This is a genomic window from Pseudomonas sp. Irchel 3F6 (assembly GCF_900187595.1).
In the GTDB taxonomy this organism is placed as follows: Bacteria; Pseudomonadota; Gammaproteobacteria; order Pseudomonadales; family Pseudomonadaceae; genus Aquipseudomonas; species Aquipseudomonas siliginis.
This window is the reverse complement of the sequence record NZ_FYDP01000003.1, coordinates 593238-609711: the sequence shown is the minus strand read 5'-3', so window position 1 is coordinate 609711 and position 16474 is coordinate 593238. Positions and strand designations below refer to the sequence as shown.

General features: G+C 62.0%; 12 protein-coding genes and 1 tRNA gene. 9 read left to right on the top strand and 4 right to left on the bottom strand.

Annotated elements, in window-relative coordinates:
• Nucleotides 1-55: 55 nt before the first annotated feature.
• The 4 genes from pgaA to pgaD are packed head-to-tail and all read left to right on the top strand — an operon-like array spanning nucleotide 56 to nucleotide 6421.
• Complete coding sequence (gene pgaA / locus CKW30_RS14330; protein WP_095181143.1) at nucleotides 56-2536, top strand: poly-beta-1,6 N-acetyl-D-glucosamine export porin PgaA; 2481 nt, start codon at nucleotides 56-58, stop codon at nucleotides 2534-2536.
• 12 nt (nucleotides 2537-2548) lie between these two features.
• Complete coding sequence (gene pgaB, locus CKW30_RS14325; RefSeq protein ID WP_095181142.1) at nucleotides 2549-4546, top strand: poly-beta-1,6-N-acetyl-D-glucosamine N-deacetylase PgaB; 1998 nt, start codon at nucleotides 2549-2551, stop codon at nucleotides 4544-4546.
• A 1-nt stretch (nucleotide 4547) separates the two neighbouring features.
• Nucleotides 4548-5903 carry a poly-beta-1,6-N-acetyl-D-glucosamine synthase gene (gene pgaC / locus CKW30_RS14320; protein ID WP_095181141.1) on the top strand — a complete coding sequence of 452 codons (1356 nt, stop codon included), beginning with the start codon at nucleotides 4548-4550 and terminating at the stop codon, nucleotides 5901-5903.
• A complete protein-coding gene (gene pgaD / locus CKW30_RS14315; protein WP_095181140.1) occupies nucleotides 5900-6421 on the top strand; it encodes a poly-beta-1,6-N-acetyl-D-glucosamine biosynthesis protein PgaD in 522 nt (173 codons plus the stop codon). Before pgaC ends, pgaD begins: the two co-directional genes overlap by 4 nt.
• Before the next feature lie 110 nt (nucleotides 6422-6531).
• Here pgaD and CKW30_RS14310 read toward each other — a convergent pair whose 3' ends face one another.
• The gene (locus CKW30_RS14310) at nucleotides 6532-8055 is read right to left on the bottom strand and encodes an FAD-dependent oxidoreductase (protein WP_095181139.1); all 1524 of its coding nucleotides are present in this window, start codon (nucleotides 8053-8055) and stop codon (nucleotides 6532-6534) included.
• A gap of 139 nt (nucleotides 8056-8194) precedes the next feature.
• Between CKW30_RS14310 and CKW30_RS14305 the strand changes: the two genes are divergently transcribed.
• Nucleotides 8195-8755: a YbhB/YbcL family Raf kinase inhibitor-like protein gene (locus CKW30_RS14305; RefSeq protein ID WP_016772253.1), complete on the top strand. Its 561-nt coding sequence runs from the start codon at nucleotides 8195-8197 to the stop codon at nucleotides 8753-8755.
• Between the two features lie 46 nt (nucleotides 8756-8801).
• Nucleotides 8802-9071: a hypothetical protein gene (locus CKW30_RS27230; RefSeq protein WP_071174021.1), complete on the top strand. Its 270-nt coding sequence runs from the start codon at nucleotides 8802-8804 to the stop codon at nucleotides 9069-9071.
• A 77-nt stretch (nucleotides 9072-9148) separates the two neighbouring features.
• Here CKW30_RS27230 and CKW30_RS14295 read toward each other — a convergent pair.
• Nucleotides 9149-9225: transfer RNA gene (locus CKW30_RS14295), tRNA-Arg, on the bottom strand.
• Between the two features lie 433 nt (nucleotides 9226-9658).
• On the opposite strand from CKW30_RS14295, the gene gabD reads away from it, so the two are divergent.
• From gabD to CKW30_RS14280, 3 genes are all read left to right on the top strand, one after another.
• Nucleotides 9659-11101, top strand: a complete 1443-nt coding sequence (gene gabD, locus CKW30_RS14290; RefSeq protein ID WP_095181138.1) for an NADP-dependent succinate-semialdehyde dehydrogenase — start codon at nucleotides 9659-9661, stop codon at nucleotides 11099-11101.
• 185 nt (nucleotides 11102-11286) lie between these two features.
• Nucleotides 11287-12564, top strand: coding sequence for a 4-aminobutyrate--2-oxoglutarate transaminase (gene gabT, locus CKW30_RS14285; RefSeq protein ID WP_003220503.1), 1278 nt, complete (start codon nucleotides 11287-11289; stop codon nucleotides 12562-12564).
• Between the two features lie 134 nt (nucleotides 12565-12698).
• Nucleotides 12699-13910: a response regulator gene (locus tag CKW30_RS14280; RefSeq protein WP_095181137.1), complete on the top strand. Its 1212-nt coding sequence runs from the start codon at nucleotides 12699-12701 to the stop codon at nucleotides 13908-13910.
• A 135-nt stretch (nucleotides 13911-14045) separates the two neighbouring features.
• Here CKW30_RS14280 and CKW30_RS14275 read toward each other — a convergent pair whose 3' ends face one another.
• Nucleotides 14046-15035, bottom strand: a complete 990-nt coding sequence (locus tag CKW30_RS14275; RefSeq protein WP_095181136.1) for a sensor domain-containing diguanylate cyclase — start codon at nucleotides 15033-15035, stop codon at nucleotides 14046-14048.
• A 195-nt stretch (nucleotides 15036-15230) separates the two neighbouring features.
• Complete coding sequence (gene desA / locus CKW30_RS14270) at nucleotides 15231-16415, bottom strand: delta-9 fatty acid desaturase DesA (RefSeq protein WP_016772248.1); 1185 nt, start codon at nucleotides 16413-16415, stop codon at nucleotides 15231-15233.
• Nucleotides 16416-16474: the final 59 nt, after the last annotated feature.

The following is a 16474-nucleotide window of genomic DNA, read 5'->3' as shown; positions in this document are numbered from 1 at the left end:
ACGAATGGGCAAGGAGGGCATTGCGACCCGGCTGGCCATGTAAGGATGCTGACAAATGCCGCGTATTGATGGCCCTGTATTACATCGTGGTTTACGCCCTTTGTTCCGATTCGCCCTGTGCAGCCAGTTGCTCTGGCCGCTGCTGGCGTTGGCCGACACACCCTACGACGAGATGGTGCGCGATGCCCGGGCCGGGCATTACACGCCTGCGTTGACCGTGCTGCGTCAGGTGCCGCCGGGCCAGGCCAGCGATGGCCAGGTCAGCGATCATCTGCAAATCGCCAGTTGGGCCGGGCTCGATGCCGAAGTGGTCAAGGTCTATGAAACCCAAGGCCGTGACCGCGTTCTGCCGGTGCAGGCGCTGACTGCCGTTGCGCGTGCCTATCGCAACCTCAAGCGCTGGGATCAGGCCACCCAGGTGTACAACAAGGCGCTGGCGCTGGAGCCGGACAACGCCGACCTGCAACTGGGTCTCGCGCTGACTCAGGCCGATGCCGGCAAGCCCGATCAGGCCGTCACCCGCGCCCAGGCGCTGGTCGCCGCCAAACCCGACGATCCGTCACGCCGTCTCGCCTTGGGCTACGCACTCGGTCGAGCCGGCAAACAGTACGACGCACTCTTCGAATACGATCAGGCCTTCATCCGCGCCGGCAACAAGCCGGAAGTTGCCCGCGAGTACGTGGTCGCCCTGCAAAAGGCCCGCCTGCCAGAACCGGCGCTGCGGCTGGCCAGTCAACGTCCAGGCCTGATTGATCCGGTGACCTTGCGCCGCCTGGAAGGCGATCTCGCCGCCGAACGCGTGCGCCTCGCCGAACTGGCCACCCGCAGCGAAAAGGAACGCTACGTCATCGCCGACCGCGCGCTGGCCGATTACGACAAATTGCTCGCGACCTGGACGCCTGACGCCACTGCTCACGACGACGTGACGCGCTGGCGCATCGACCGCATGGGCGCGCTCAAGGCCCGCGCGCGCACCGCCGACGTCATCAGCGAATACCAGAAACTGCAAGCCGAGGGCGTGGAAATTCCGACCTATGCCCTGCGCTGGGTGGCAGCGTCTTATCTGGATCAGCGTGAGCCCGAGATTGCCACCGATCTGTATCGCCAGGTGCTTTCGGCGCCGGACGCCGATGTCGGTGATCGTCTTGAGGACAGCACTGCGCTGTATTACTCCTTGCTAGAAAGCGACCGCGCCGATGAGGCGCGCAAGGTCGCCGAGGACGCAGCGAAAGCCCAGCGTCCGCGCGTCGAGCTCAAAGGTCTGCCCATCGGCAACCCCAACGACGAATGGATGGACGCCCAGCAACTCGCCGCCCAGGCCGGCACCTACGGTTCCGATCTTCCGCACGGCGAAGAGCGTTTGCAGACGCTGGTCGATCAGGCGCCGGGCAACCTTGGCTTGCGTCTGGCCCAGGCCGATCTTTACCTCGCCCGACAGTGGCCGCGCCGCGCGGAAAATCAGCTCAAGGAAACCGAGAGCATGGCGCCCCGCGATGCCGGCCTGGAAGTCGCTCAGGCGCGCACCGCGATGGAGTTGCAGGAGTGGCGGCAGAACGATGCGCTGGTCGACGATGTGGTCGCGCGTTATCCGGACAACCGCCAAGTGCAGCGCCTGGCTCGCGAACGGGAAGTGCATGACATGGCCGAACTGCGCGTCGAAGCCTACGGCGGCAAGGCCAACGGTGGCGGCAGCGGCGATGCCGGTGCGGTCAGCGGCAGCCGTGATTTCGGTATCCAGAGCACGCTGTACAGCCCGCCGATCAACGAAGACTGGCGTGTCTTCGCCGGGGCCGGTTATGCCACCGGTGATTTCGCCGAAGGCACCGGCCACCATCGCTTCCAGCGTGTCGGCCTGGAACGGCGCACCCGTGACATGACCCTCGAAGCCGAGGTGTCGAATCACGATTACGGTTTCGGTGACAAACAAGGCGCACGCCTGGCGATAGCCCGCGACATCAACGATCACTGGCAGTACGGCGGCAGCCTCGAATACCTCTCGGCGGAAACGCCGCTGCGCGCGCTCAACAGCGACATCAAGGCCAATGGCGGCAGTGCGTTCCTGCGCTGGCGCGCCAACGAAAGCCGCGAGTGGCGCGTGTCGGTCAGCCCGTCGCACTTCAGTGATGGCAACAACCGCGTCGAAGCCTTGGTGACCGGGCGCGAGGGCATCTACACCGCGCCGAACATCCAGGTCGACGCCGGCCTGGAAGTCGGCACCAGCCACAACTCGAAATCCGACGACGTGCCGTACTTCAACCCGAAGTCGGACTTCAGCGTGATGCCGCTGGTCAACGTCAATCACGTGCTCTACCACCGCTACGAAACTTCCTGGAGCCAGCAATTCCAGGCCGGCGCGGGCACCTACAGCCAGCGCGACCACGGCACCGGCGGCATGGCGTTGCTCGGTTACGGCCAACGGTACGCCTGGAACGACGTGTTCGATGTGGGCGGCATGTTCAGTGTGATCAACCGGCCTTATGACGGTGATCGGGAAACTGATCTGCGTCTGCTTGTCGACCTCACTTTCCGCTTCTAGAAGAGTTTGAAGATGCCTTTTATCTCGCGTTTCATCCTTCTGCTGGGAGCGCTGCTGGTCAGCGCCTGCGCCCAGCAAGCCCCGGCCTTCGCGCCGCCCTCCGAGCGGCCGGTCGCGGCCAGTGAACAACCGTGGCCAAAAAACCACGTGCTCGGCATTGCCTACCACGATGTCGAAGACCGTGATCCCGATCAGGCCGTGGTGGCGGTGCGCACCGAGCGCATGATCGAGCAGCTCGCCTGGCTGCGCGAGAACGGCTACAAACCAGTGACCGTCGACCAGATCATGGCGGCACGCAATGGCGGCCCGGAGCTGCCGGCGAGAGCGGTGCTGCTCAGTTTCGACGACGGTTACGCCAGCTTCTATACCCGCGTGCTGCCAGTGCTGCGCGCCTACAACTGGCACGCGTTGCTGGCGCCGGTCGGCACCTGGATCGACACGCCGCTCAATCAACCGGTGGATTTCGCCGGCACGCCGCGTAACCGTGAGAACTTCCTGACCTGGCAGCAGATCCGCGAAATTTCCAGGTCCGGGTTGGTAGAGATCGCCGCTCACACCGATGCCAACCACAAAGGCATCCTTGGCAACCCGCAGGGCAACCTGCAGCCGGCCGCCGCGACCCGGCGTTATGACCCGGTGAGCAAACGCTACGAATCCGAAGCCGATTTCCAGGCGCGCATTCGCACCGACGTAAAAAACATTTCCGAGAAGATCCGCAAGGCCACCGGTTACAAACCACGCGTCTGGGTCTGGCCGTACGGCACCGCCGACGGTACCTCGCTGACCGTGGTCGGTGAGGAGGGCTATGAAATGGCCCTGACCCTGGACGACGGCCTCGACACCCTCGATAACCTGATGAGCGGGCCGCGCTTTCTCGTCGCGTCCGATCCTGACGGCGAGCATTTCGCCAACAGCATCGTCTCGGTGCAGGCCGAAGCGCCGATGCGCGTGGTTCATGTCGATCTCGACAACGTCTACGACCCGGACCCGGCCCAGCAGGACATCAACCTCGGCAAACTGGTGCAGCGCATGGCTGACCTCGGTGCCAGCACGGTGTTCCTGCAAGCCTTCGCCGATCCCAAGGGCGATGGTCTGGTGCATTCGCTGTACTTCCCCAACCGTCACTTGCCGATGCGCGCCGACCTGTTCGACCGCGTCGCCTGGCAATTGCGCACCCGTGCCCACGTGAAGGTCTTTGCGTGGATGCCGGTGCTGAGTTTCGAACTGGATTCGAAGCTGCCGCGCGTGACCCGCTGGGACCCGAAAACCGCCACCACCTCGGTCGATCCGAAACAGTACAAACGCCTGTCACCGTTCAATCCGGAAGTGCGCAAGATCATCGGTGAAATCTATGAAGACGTGGCGCGGCTGACCTCGGTCGACGGCATTCTCTACCACGACGATGCGGTGCTCTCGGATTTCGAGGACGCCAGCCCGGATGCCCTGAAGGCCTACGCCGCTCAAGGTCTGCCAGGTTCGATTGCCGCGCTGCGCGACGATCCGGCGGCGATGCAACGCTGGGCGCGTTTCAAGAGCCGCTACCTGATCGACTTCACCAACGAACTGACCGCGAAAGTCCGTGCGATTCGCGGCCCGCAAGTGCTGACGGCACGCAACATCTTCGCCGAACCGATGCTCAATCCGGAGAGCGAAGCGTGGTTCGCCCAGAACCTCGATGACTTCCTCGCCACCTACGACTGGACGGCGCCGATGGCCATGCCGTTGATGGAAAAACAGACGCTGGCCGAGTCCGGCCCGTGGCTGGAAGAACTGGTCGCCACGGTGAAGAAACGTCCCGGCGCGCTCAACCGCACCGTGTTCGAATTGCAGGCGCGTGACTGGAACCAGAAGGATCAGGCCGATATCGACGCCGTGCATCTGGCGGACTGGATGGGCCGGCTCAAGCGCCAGGGCGCGACCAGTTTCGGTTACTACCCGGACAACTTCCTCGACAACCTGCCAGACCTGAAAACCGTAAGGCCTGCACTCTCCAACAAATGGAATCCATAACATGCTGGATAGACTGTTAGCCCTGCTTGTTCTGGCGATTGTCCTTGGCGTTCCGCTGGGGCTGATCTTCCTCGTGACCGGCCAGTTCCTGATGTCGTTCGTGTTCTTCTACCCACTGTTCATGTCCGGGTTGTGGATCGCCGGCGGCCTGTATTTCTGGCTGCACTGGGAGCGCCACTGGCCATGGCAGGACGACACGCTGCCGCCACCGCTGGAAGGCGAGCCGCTGATTTCGATTCTGATTCCTTGCTACAACGAGGGCGATAACGCTGCCGATACCATCCACGCGGCGCTGGCCCAGCACTACCCGAACATCGAAGTCATCGCGATCAACGACGGCTCCAAGGACAACACTGCCGCTGTGCTTGATGCGCTGGCCAAGGAAGATCCGCGACTGCGGGTTCTGCATCTGGCGGAAAACCAGGGCAAGGCTGTAGCCCTGCGCATGGGCGCGATCGCTGCGCGCAGCGAGTATCTGGTGTGCATCGACGGCGACGCCTTGCTGGCCCCAAACACTGCGGCTTATCTGGTCGCGCCGATGCTGGATAACGCACGCCTTGGCGCAGTGACCGGCAACCCGCGGATCCGCACGCGTTCGACCTTGATCGGGCGGGTGCAGGTCGGCGAGTTCTCCTCGATCATCGGCCTGATCAAACGTACGCAACGGGTCTTCGGGCGCATCTTTACCGTCTCCGGGGTGATCGTCGCGTTCCGCCGCACCGCGCTGAACCGGGTCGGCTACTGGAGCCCGGACATGATCACCGAAGACATCGACATCAGCTGGAAGCTGCAACTCGATCACTGGAGCATCTTCTACGAACCGCGCGCACTGTGCTGGATCCTCATGCCGGAAACCCTCGGCGGTCTGTGGAAGCAGCGTCTGCGCTGGGCTCAGGGCGGCGCCGAAGTGCTGTTCAAGAACATTCGCGGCATCTGGCAGTACCGCCATCGCTACCTGTGGCCGCTGCTGTTCGAATACTGCCTGTCCACCGGTTGGGCCTTCACTTTCCTGCTGTCGGTGATTTTCTGGGGCATGGGCAAGTTCATGGTCATGCCCGACGCGATCGCCGTGGATCACCTGATGCCACCGGCCTTCACCGGTCTGTTGCTGGCGTTTGTCTGCCTGGTGCAGTTTGCCGTCAGCATCGTCATTGACCGGCGGTATGAGCCGGGTCTGGGCAAGACCATGTTCTGGGTGGTCTGGTATCCGTTGGTGTTCTGGCTCGTCAGTCTGCTGACCACCCTGGTCAGTTTCCCCAAAGTGTTGTTCAGCCAACACAAAAAACGCGCGCGCTGGGTCAGTCCTGATCGGGGCATTCGCCCGCTGGGCGACGACCAGGAGGAAGTCATCAAATGAAAATTATCCGCACTCGCCAGCGGCCCTTTCTGGTGGTGATCGACGTGATCCTCACCGTCCTGGCCTGGGTTGGCCTGCTGTTCCTGCTGGTACGCGGGTTATGGCCGTTGATCGAAACCACCGGCGGGCCGCGCATCGATCATTCGGCGTTCGACGCCTTGGGCACTTTGCAGGTTTATATGTGGGTGGCGCTGGTCAACGCGGTGATCCTGATCGGTTGGGCGCGTTACCAGCAACGCAAAAGCCGCAGCTTCGCCCAGCGCCGTTTGCCGTCGCCGGTAATTGGTGATGAAGGTCTGAGCAAGAGTTTCAAGTTGTGCGACGAGCGTTTCCAGAAACTGCGCACACCGGGGGTGATGACCATTCATAACGATCAGGACGGCGACATCAGCCATGTGGAAACGCATTTCTGGCCGTTACAGCAGCAGGCCTTGCCCGCGCCGCTGGGGCAACAGCGGGTGATCTTTCTGCATGCCGATGAAGATGACAATCGCGAGCCGGTGAACCGGCTGACGTGACCTCCACTGTAGGAGCTGCCGAAGGCTGCGATCTTTTGATTTTGCTTATGTAAAAACAAGATCAAGAGATCGCAGCCTCGTTGCACTCGTCAGCTCCTACAGGACCGGTGTCAGGCCTGGATCAGCGTCCAGGCCTCTTTGATCCGCAGAGGTTGCTTCATCCGCTCGGCCAGCAGCGCCATCGCGCGTTGCTTGTCGCAGGCCACCGCCGCAACAACGATGCCGTCTTTTGCGAACAGGCCGATGAACGGCGGCTGTTCCGGCTCACCGCTGAACTCGACCTCGTCCCATTCCTGCGCGTGACCGAGATAGTCGTAGTTCTTGCCGAAGTGGTACGTCCAGAAAAACGGCACATCCAGATAATGCTCCTCGCCACCCAGCATGTTGGCCGCAGCGATGCGCGCGTGTTGCTGGGCCAGGCGCCAATGCTCGATGCGAGTTGGCTGGCCGCTCAGCGGGAACGTGGCGATATCGCCGATGGCCCATAAACCATCGCTCACGCGCATGCCGTCGTCGACACGCAACGATTGGTCTTCTTCCTTGGGCAATGATTCGAAAGGTGCAGTGGCCGGGTGAACGCCGACGCCGGCGAGAACCAGATCCGCTGCCAGGCGCAGACCGTTGTCGAGCAGCACGCCCTCGACCTTGTCCTCGCCAAGGATCTGCGTAGCCTCGTGTTCGCTGATGAACTTCACCCCGTGCTCTTCGTGCAGGGCGCGAATCGCCTTGCCCACGGCCTCGCCGAATTGTTTGGCAAACGGGACTGAGTGGCGTGCCAGCACGGTAACGTCGAGGCCGAACTCGCGCAGGGCCGACGCGCATTCGAGGGCAATGAAACCGTCGCCGATGATGACCGCGCGCTGGCCCGGTTGAGCGGCGTTGATGATCTGTTCAGCCTGAGTTTTCGAACGCAGGACGAAAACGTTCGCCAGCCCGGCGCCAGGCAGCTTCAACGGATTGGGCGCGCCACCGGTGGCGAGTACAGCGGCGTCGTAGCGCAGGATGCCGCCGTTGTGCAGATGAAGCGTTTTGCCTGGGGCGTCGAGTGAAGTCACTTCGCCTTGCACGCGCTCAATCCGTTGCGCTTGATAGAACGCCTCATCGCGCAGCGGCGGGACATCTTTGGGCGACATTTCCCCGGCGAGGACAAATTTGCTCAACACCGTGCGGTCGTATCCGGCACCCGGTTCGCCATCGACCAGCACGATGCGCCCGCCAAAACCTTTCTCCCGCAGGGCCGCCGCGCAAGCCGTACCCGCCGCCCCGGCGCCGACCACCACGAACGTTCTTGGGTCGTCAGCGGGCGGGGTGTGCGGATCGGGCAACGGCTGGTCATCGACCCAGACTTCATCGCCGCGCAACTCCAGCGGATAGCGCTTGAGACTGTCCAGCGATGGCGGCTCGCACAGGCCGCCGTCCTCGGCACGGTACGCGGCTTTGTGCCAGGGGCAGATCAACCTGCCGTGACACAAGGCCCCCTCGGCCAACGGCGCTCCGGCGTGTGGACACAGGCCCTGAAACGCCCGCAACTCGCCGTTGGCACGCAGCAGGACGATCTTGCAGTCGCCGATTTCGACTTGCAGGCCACGGTCTTGCGGGACATCGGCGAAACGGGCGACACGGTGCAGGGACATGTTCGGCTTCCTCGCAGGCATTTCTCTTGTGAGTTGGCGGCGCCGCGCGAGGTTCAGCCATTTGCTACTGCCAAGGCACGAACGGTACAGCTATAGTCTGCGGGCCGACGACGGCCTCACTGCACAAGGTGCTCCCGGAATGACCCGATTGACCTCTCTCAACCCATGGCTGGCGGCCATCGCCGTGACCCTTTGCGTGCAGTTCCCGGCGCAGGCCCAGGAGCGCTTCACCCTGAGCATCCCCGGCGTGTCGGATAACCGTCTGTTCACCTCGGCCGCCGCCAGCGACGCGCCTGGCTGCGGCGGCAAGAACCAGTCGCCGGCGCTGAGCTGGAACGCCGGCCCTGCCGGAACCCAGAGCTACGCCATCGTCATGCACGACCCGGATGGCCAGAAAGGCTTGGGGGTCGATCACTGGATTCACTACGGCATCAAACCCACCACCCACCAGATCGCGGCCGGCGTCGGTGCCAAATCCGCTCTGGAAGGCGTCGGCGGCACCAACAGCAAAGGCAACACCCATTACATGGGGCCATGCCCGCCAGTGGGCGACAGCGCGCACCACTACATCATCCAGATCTACGCCCTCGACCTCGCCCCGGACGCCCTGCCTGCCGGCCTGACCCGCGCCGAGCTGATGGAAAAAATCAAAGGCCATGTGCTGCGCAACAGCAGCGCGGTGCGGCGTTATCACCGCTGAGGTTCGGCCGCTCTCGGGCGGCTGACTGCTCTGATTCCCCAGCCATTTGGCATTGCCCCGCGAAAACGCGCACTATCAAGCCATTGCCAATGCGCTGGAGGACACCGTGGCAGCAAAAATCGACCGCATCGCCCAGCTACTCAACTGCCCGGAAAAGGGCGAACAAATGCGGCGTGCAGTAACCGAGACACGTAAGGAGTTTCTGCTGAATCAGCCGGAAGAAGACCTCGTTGAAGAAGACGAGGTATTTGACGAGGCTGAGGAGGAGGGGGATGACGACGATGAATATGACGAGTTTGACTGGACGACGGAGTGACCGCGTTCCAGCGATCCTGTCATCGCCCACAAAAAAGCCCCGGACCATCACAGTCCGGGGCTTTCTCGTTTGATTCATGGTGCACCAGGCGGGATTCGAACCCACGACCCCTGCCTTCGGAGGGCAGTACTCTATCCAGCTGAGCTACTGGTGCAGCGGGCGACATCATACCTAGGTCGGCTCGGGGCGTCCATGCCGGGTTTGGCGGGTTTTGTCAGTGTGCGTGTCGGCGCAAAATCGCTGCATTCCTTAAAGCGGTAACGTCCTGCAAAACCCTCGCTTGGCGCTTCGTCGGGGTTGATCTAAGGTTTTTCCTGCGGCATGGGTATTGTGTGCGTTGATCTGAAAAGCGGCATTTTTGTTCTTTTTTTCGAACGACCTATTGTCCTTTACCCCCTTTGAACCTACGATCCGTTTGAGATTTCAAACGCTCTTTGGCGGGATGTTGCAGCGCAGGTGCGCCCGGTCGTGCACTGTTGATGCGCCACAATCCGCTCACTGATTTCCCTGACGGCAGCCTTGCGAGGCGCCTTTCTACAATCATAATTTGCTCCGCGCAGGCCGCGGTGCTGTTAAGGAAAGCCGACATGCAGCTTAAAGACACCCAGTTGTTCCGCCAGCAAGCCTTCATCGATGGCGCTTGGGTCGATGCCGACAACGGTCAGACGATCAAGGTCAACAACCCGGCAACCGGCGAAATCCTCGGCACCGTGCCGAAGATGGGCGCCGCTGAAACCCGCCGTGCCATCGAGGCCGCCGACAAGGCGCTGCCGGCCTGGCGTGCACTGACCGCCAAAGAGCGTGCCGGCAAACTGCGTCGCTGGTTCGAGCTGATGATCGAGAACCAGGACGACCTCGCGCGCCTGATGACCCTGGAGCAGGGCAAGCCGCTGGCCGAAGCCAAGGGCGAAATCGTTTACGCCGCATCGTTCATCGAGTGGTTCGCCGAGGAAGCCAAACGCATCTACGGTGACGTGATTCCGGGTCATCAGCCGGACAAGCGCCTGATCGTCATCAAACAACCGATTGGCGTCACCGCCGCGATCACCCCGTGGAACTTCCCGGCGGCAATGATCACTCGCAAGGCCGGCCCGGCGCTGGCCGCCGGTTGCACCATGGTGCTCAAGCCAGCATCGCAAACTCCATTTTCCGCTTTCGCCCTGGCCGAACTGGCTCAGCGCGCGGGCATTCCTGCGGGCGTGTTCAGCGTGGTCTCCGGCAGCGCTGGCGACATCGGCAGCGAGCTGACCAGCAACCCGATCGTGCGCAAACTGTCCTTCACCGGCTCGACCGAAATCGGTCGCCAGTTGATGGCCGAATGCGCCAAGGACATCAAGAAAGTCTCGCTGGAACTGGGCGGCAACGCGCCGTTCATCGTGTTCGACGACGCCGATCTGGATAAGGCCGTCGAAGGCGCGATCATCTCCAAATACCGCAACAATGGCCAGACCTGCGTCTGCGCCAACCGTCTGTACATTCAGGACGCGGTCTACGATGCGTTCGCCGAGAAGCTGAAAGTAGCTGTAGCCAAACTGAAGATCGGCAACGGTCTGGAAGACGGCACCACCACCGGCCCGCTGATCGACGAAAAAGCCGTGGCCAAGGTTCAGGAACACATCGCTGACGCCGTGAGCAAAGGTGCCACCGTATTGGCGGGCGGCACGGCGATGGAAGGCAACTTCTTCGAGCCGACCATTCTCACCAACGTGCCGAAAAACGCGGCCGTGGCCAAGGAAGAAACCTTCGGTCCGCTGGCTCCGCTGTTCCGCTTCAAAGACGAAGCCGAAGTGATCGCCATGTCCAACGACACCGAATTCGGTCTGGCCTCGTACTTCTACGCACGTGACCTGGGCCGTGTGTTCCGTGTCGCCGAAGCGCTGGAATACGGCATGGTCGGCGTCAACACCGGGCTGATCTCCAACGAAGTCGCGCCGTTCGGCGGCATCAAGGCTTCGGGCCTGGGCCGTGAAGGCTCCAAGTACGGCATCGAAGATTACCTGGAAATCAAATACCTCTGCCTGGGCATCTAAGCCGAGAAAGGGATCGCTGCAAACGCAAAGGGCACGAGAGCGCTGTCCCTTTGCGTCGTTTCAAACAGGAATTTTCTCTGCGGCCAAGAACGCCGTGGCAGTCGATCATCGCATGCTGCCACCGCCGATTTCTCCCGCTTTATCCTTGAACCACGCCGCCCGATGAGCGGCGAATGAGGACTGTAATGAGCAAGACTAACGCTGAACTGATGGCCCGTCGTACCGCAGCTGTTCCACGTGGTGTTGGCCAGATTCACCCGATCTTCGCCGAGTCGGCAAAGAACGCCACCGTGACCGACGTTGAAGGTCGCGAGTTCATCGACTTCGCTGGCGGTATCGCTGTACTGAACACCGGCCACGTGCACCCGAAAATCATCGCCGCCGTGACCGAACAGCTGAACAAGCTGACCCACACCTGCTTCCAGGTACTGGCCTACGAGCCGTACGTTGAGCTGTGCGAAAAAATCAACGCCAAGGTGCCGGGTGATTTCGCCAAGAAAACCCTGCTGGTCACCACCGGTTCCGAAGCGGTGGAAAACGCCGTGAAGATCGCCCGTGCCGCCACTGGCCGCGCTGGCGTGATCGCATTCACCGGCGCTTACCACGGTCGCACGATGATGACCCTCGGCCTGACCGGTAAAGTCGTGCCGTACTCGGCCGGCATGGGCCTGATGCCAGGCGGCATCTTCCGCGCGCTGTACCCGAACGAACTGCACGGTGTGAGCATCGACGATTCGATCGCTTCCATCGAACGCATCTTCAAGAACGACGCCGAGCCGAAAGACATCGCTGCGATCATCATCGAGCCAGTGCAGGGCGAAGGTGGTTTCTACGTCGCGCCGAAGGAATTCATGAAGCGTCTGCGCGCTTTGTGCGACCAGCACGGTATCCTGCTGATCGCTGACGAAGTGCAGACCGGCGCTGGCCGTACCGGCACCTTCTTCGCTATGGAACAGATGGGCGTTGCCGCCGACCTCACCACATTCGCCAAGTCCATCGCTGGCGGCTTCCCGCTGGCCGGCGTGTGCGGCAAGGCCGAGTACATGGACGCCATTGCGCCGGGCGGCCTGGGCGGCACCTATGCCGGTAGCCCGATCGCTTGCGCCGCTGCACTGGCCGTGATGGAAGTGTTTGAAGAAGAGCAACTGCTGGACCGTTGCAAGGCTGTCGGTGAGCGTCTGGTCACTGGCCTGAAGGCGATTCAGGCCAAGTACCCGGTGATCGGTGAAGTGCGTGCGCTGGGCGCAATGATCGCGGTCGAGCTGTTCGAAAACGGCGACAGCCACAAGCCGAACCCGACTGCCGTGGCCGCTGTGGTGGCCAAGGCGCGTGACAAGGGCCTGATCCTGCTGTCCTGCGGCACTTACGGTAACGTGCTGCGCGTGCTGGTTCCGCTGACGTCGCCAGACGAGCAACTGGACAAAGGCCTGGCGATCATCGAAGAGTGCTTCTCTGAGCTCTGATCCGTTGGTGTGACTTGTTCGACAAAAACCCGCTTCGGCGGGTTTTTTTCGTCCCTTGAAACACATCGGACCTGTTTGCCCTGTATCGAATCGCCAGCATTGGCTAAGGTTCAGGCATTGCAAGGAGAGCGCGCATGACTGCCGTTGATTTACCCGCTGTACCCCGGGTGTTGATTGCCGAGGCCGATCCCTGGTCCCGTGACCTGCTCAAACAAGTGCTGCTCAATGTGCGCTGCGATGCGCGCCTGGATTTGTGTGCCGATGGCCAGCAGGCAATGTCGTTGCTCAGCGAGGTGCCCTACGACTTGGCCATCGTCGATTGGGAGCTGCCCGGCATCGACGGATTGCATGTGCTGCGCAGCGTCCGGCAGCGCAAACGCAATCCGCCGCTGCCGTTCATTCTGACGAGCAGCCGCAACGACAGCGCCAGTGTGCGCGAAGCGATTCCGCTGGCGCCGACGGCGTACCTGACCAAGCCGTTGAATATGGAAGACCTGACCGAGCGCTTGCAGGGGTTGCTGCTCAACGCTGGCGAAGCGGTGGTATGCGAAGTGCCGGCACTGGCGCCGGGCATGACGCTCTCGGTGTTCCTTGAGCGGCGTCGCGAGCAGGCCGATGGCGCGCCGTTGATGACCGACGTGCAAGTGGCGGTCAAGCGTAGCCTCAATCCCGAAGGGCTGGACCTCAAGTTGCTGGAGGAAGAGGTCCGCACCGATCCGCAGATTACCGCCGTGCTGATCGCAGCCGCCAACAGTGCCGCGCAACACTACGGCGCGCCGGTGCAAACCCTGGCCCAGGCGCTGCACCGACTCGGCACCGGGCAGAGCATGAACCTGATTCTCGGCCTGGCGCTAAAACGCAGCGCGCGACTCAGCGATCCATGCCTGGCGGATTACGCCGAGCGCTATTGGGAGCTGTCACTGCACACAGCGGAATACGCCCGCACGCTGGCGCGCCTGCTCGATCTGGATCAGGAGCGCTGCTATTGCGCCGGGATGCTGCATCGGCTCGGTGATCTGGCGCTGCTGCGCTGCTTGCAGGAATGGCAGCAGGCCGGCGGCGAGCTGGACGAGTTGCAGGAGGTGGGTGAAGCGTTGGCGAAGTTTGGCGCCTCTTATGGCTCGGCATTGCGCACCCGCTGGCGTCTGCCGCTGGAGTTGCGCGAGTTGATTGCTTCGGCCTACCAGCTCGGTGGTGGCGTTTACAGTCGCGAGGCGCTGGTGATGCACATGGCGGCGCAGATGGCGCGGCTGACCGAGCATGAAGGCGTAGAGGAACTGGCGAAGAGCCGGACGGCGCGGTTGCTCAAGATCGGGCTGCCGGAGTTGCTGCGGATGCGCAAATGACAGATCAGCACATTCCAATGTGGGAGCGAGCCTGCTCGCGAAGGCGCCAGCGCAGGCAACATTTTTGTTGAAAGTGCGGGCCTCATCGCGGGCAAGCCCGCTCCCACAGGAATTGCGGCAGCCACAAAATACGGATCAGGCCGCAATAATCCGGTTCTTGCCCTGCCGTTTCGCCTCGTACATCGCCGCATCCGCGCGGGCGAACAGGCTGTCCAGGCTCTTGTCTTCGTCGGTGAGGTTGCTCAGACCCTGGCTCACGGTGATGCTGAATGCTTGCCCGTCGTGGTTGAAGCGCAGTCGCTGGATTTCCTGCTGCAGTCGCTCTGCCACTTGCACGGCCATCTCCGGCGCACAGCCGGGAAACACCGCAGCGAACTCCTCACCACCAATCCGCCCGAACAGATCGCCACGGCGCAATGAGCCGCGCCCGCATTCGGCGATCCGTTGCAGCACGTTGTCGCCCTCGGGGTGGCCGTAGCTGTCGTTGATCACTTTGAAATCGTCGATGTCCAGCAGCAGGAAGGCCAGCGGTGTGCCTTGGCGGCGGGCCTCGGCGAACTCGCGGTGGGCACATTCGAAGAAGTGGCGGCGGTTGCTGCTTTGCGTCAGCACATCGGTAGTGGCCAAGCGCTGCAACTCGGTTTCCATGTTTTTCTTGTCAGTGATGTCTTCGGCGATGCCGACGATGATTACCGGCTGTCCAGGCTCGTCCTGGCGATTGATAAAACATTTGTCGCTGAGCCAGCGCACCTGGCCATCGGCGGCAATGATGCGGTACTCGCGATCTTCCACCGCACCTCGGTGCAGGACTTCGGCAAGGCTTTGTTCGGCGTACTCCAGATCATCGGGGTAAATGCTGTCACGCCACTGGTTGTAGTCAGCCAGCACAAGCGCGGCGGAACGGCCGAAGATCCGTTCATAGGCCGGACTGACGTACAACACCTGGCGGGTTTCCCAGTTGAAAGCCCAGAGCACGGCGTTGACGCTGACCAGCAGCGAACTGATCAATTGTTCGCGCTCGCTCAGGCGCGCGACTTCGCCCTGCGCATGCATCAGCGCCATCAGCGTTTGCGCGGCCTCAGGCCATTGGGTGTAGGTTGTGTCTTTCTGGTTGTTGTTGACCATCGGCACAAATCTCAAAGGGCGCGCCGCAATGTCGACAACGGCCACAGGACAACCCGCCGGAATGGCGAAGTGTCATTGAGATAGGTGATTTTCGGCGAAGTTCCCGGCCATTACCGAGTCCTGCCGGGCGGTGGGGGGGTGGAGCTGACGAGTGCAATGAGGCTGCGATCTTTGAGATCACAGCCTCGTTGCCGGTCAGGCAGTCGCAGGACGCAGCGAGTAGGTTTTCAGCTGATCAGCAAAATCCCGCAACGACTGGATGCCACTGGCCTCGGCCTCGTGAATCCATTCCTTGATGGCGGCCAGCATGTCGTGGCCATTGGAACTGGTCTTGACCCAGATCTGCTGCAAAGCCAGGCGCTTCTCGTAGATCACTTTCAAAGCATGGCTGTGTTCGAGCATGGTCTGGATGCGCAGGTGATGACGGTCTTCCAGCAGGCTGGTTTCCCGCGACAGCAGGCGTTTGGCCCGGTGGAACTGGTGGCGCACCGAATGATCAACCTTGGCCAGCTCTTGCTTGACCAGCGGGCCGATCACCAATTTGCGGTACTGGGCCATGATCTGGAAGCGGTTGTTGAGGATCGCCATGGCGGTGTCCATGTCCAGGCTGCCTTTGCCTTCGACGCGGTGGGCAATCGGTGCGACCCGCTGCACCTTGGCCAGGCGCAGGAAGCAGAAGACCTTGATCCACGCCCAGCCGAGGTCGAATTCCCACTTCTTCACCGACAGCTTGGCCGAGTTGGGGTAGGTGTGATGGTTGTTGTGCAGCTCTTCGCCGCCGATCAGGATGCCCCACGGCACCAGATTGGTCGCCGCGTCACGGCATTCGAAGTTGCGGTAGCCGACAGCATGGCCCAGACCGTTGATCACGCCAGCGGCCCACACCGGAATCCACATCATCTGGATCGCCCAGATGGTGATGCCGATGGTGCCGAACAGCAGCAGGTCGATCACGCCCATGATCGCCACGCCCAGCAGCGGATAGCGGCTGTAGACGTTGCGTTCGATCCAGTCTTCCGGGCAGTTCTTGCCGTAGATGCGCAGGGTTTCGGGGTTCTGCGCTTCGCTGCGGTACAGCTCGGCGCCGGTGCGCAGTACGGTGGACAGACCCTTGATGACCGGGCTGTGCGGGTCATCCTCGGTCTCGCATTTGGCGTGGTGTTTGCGGTGGATGGCAGTCCACTCGCGGGTGTTCTGCGCCGTGGTCAGCCACAGCCAGAAACGGAAAAAGTGCTTCAGACCCGCATTCAGCTCGAGCGAGCGGTGGGCCGAGTAACGGTGCAGATAGACCGTGACGGCGACAATCGTCACATGGGTCATCAGCAGGGTGACCGCGACCAGTGACCAGGCCGACAAGCCAAGAAAACCTTCGTACCACATAGGCTATAGGGCCCTCGATAAAGATAAAAACAGCCGTTGCATTATCACTAAGCACACAG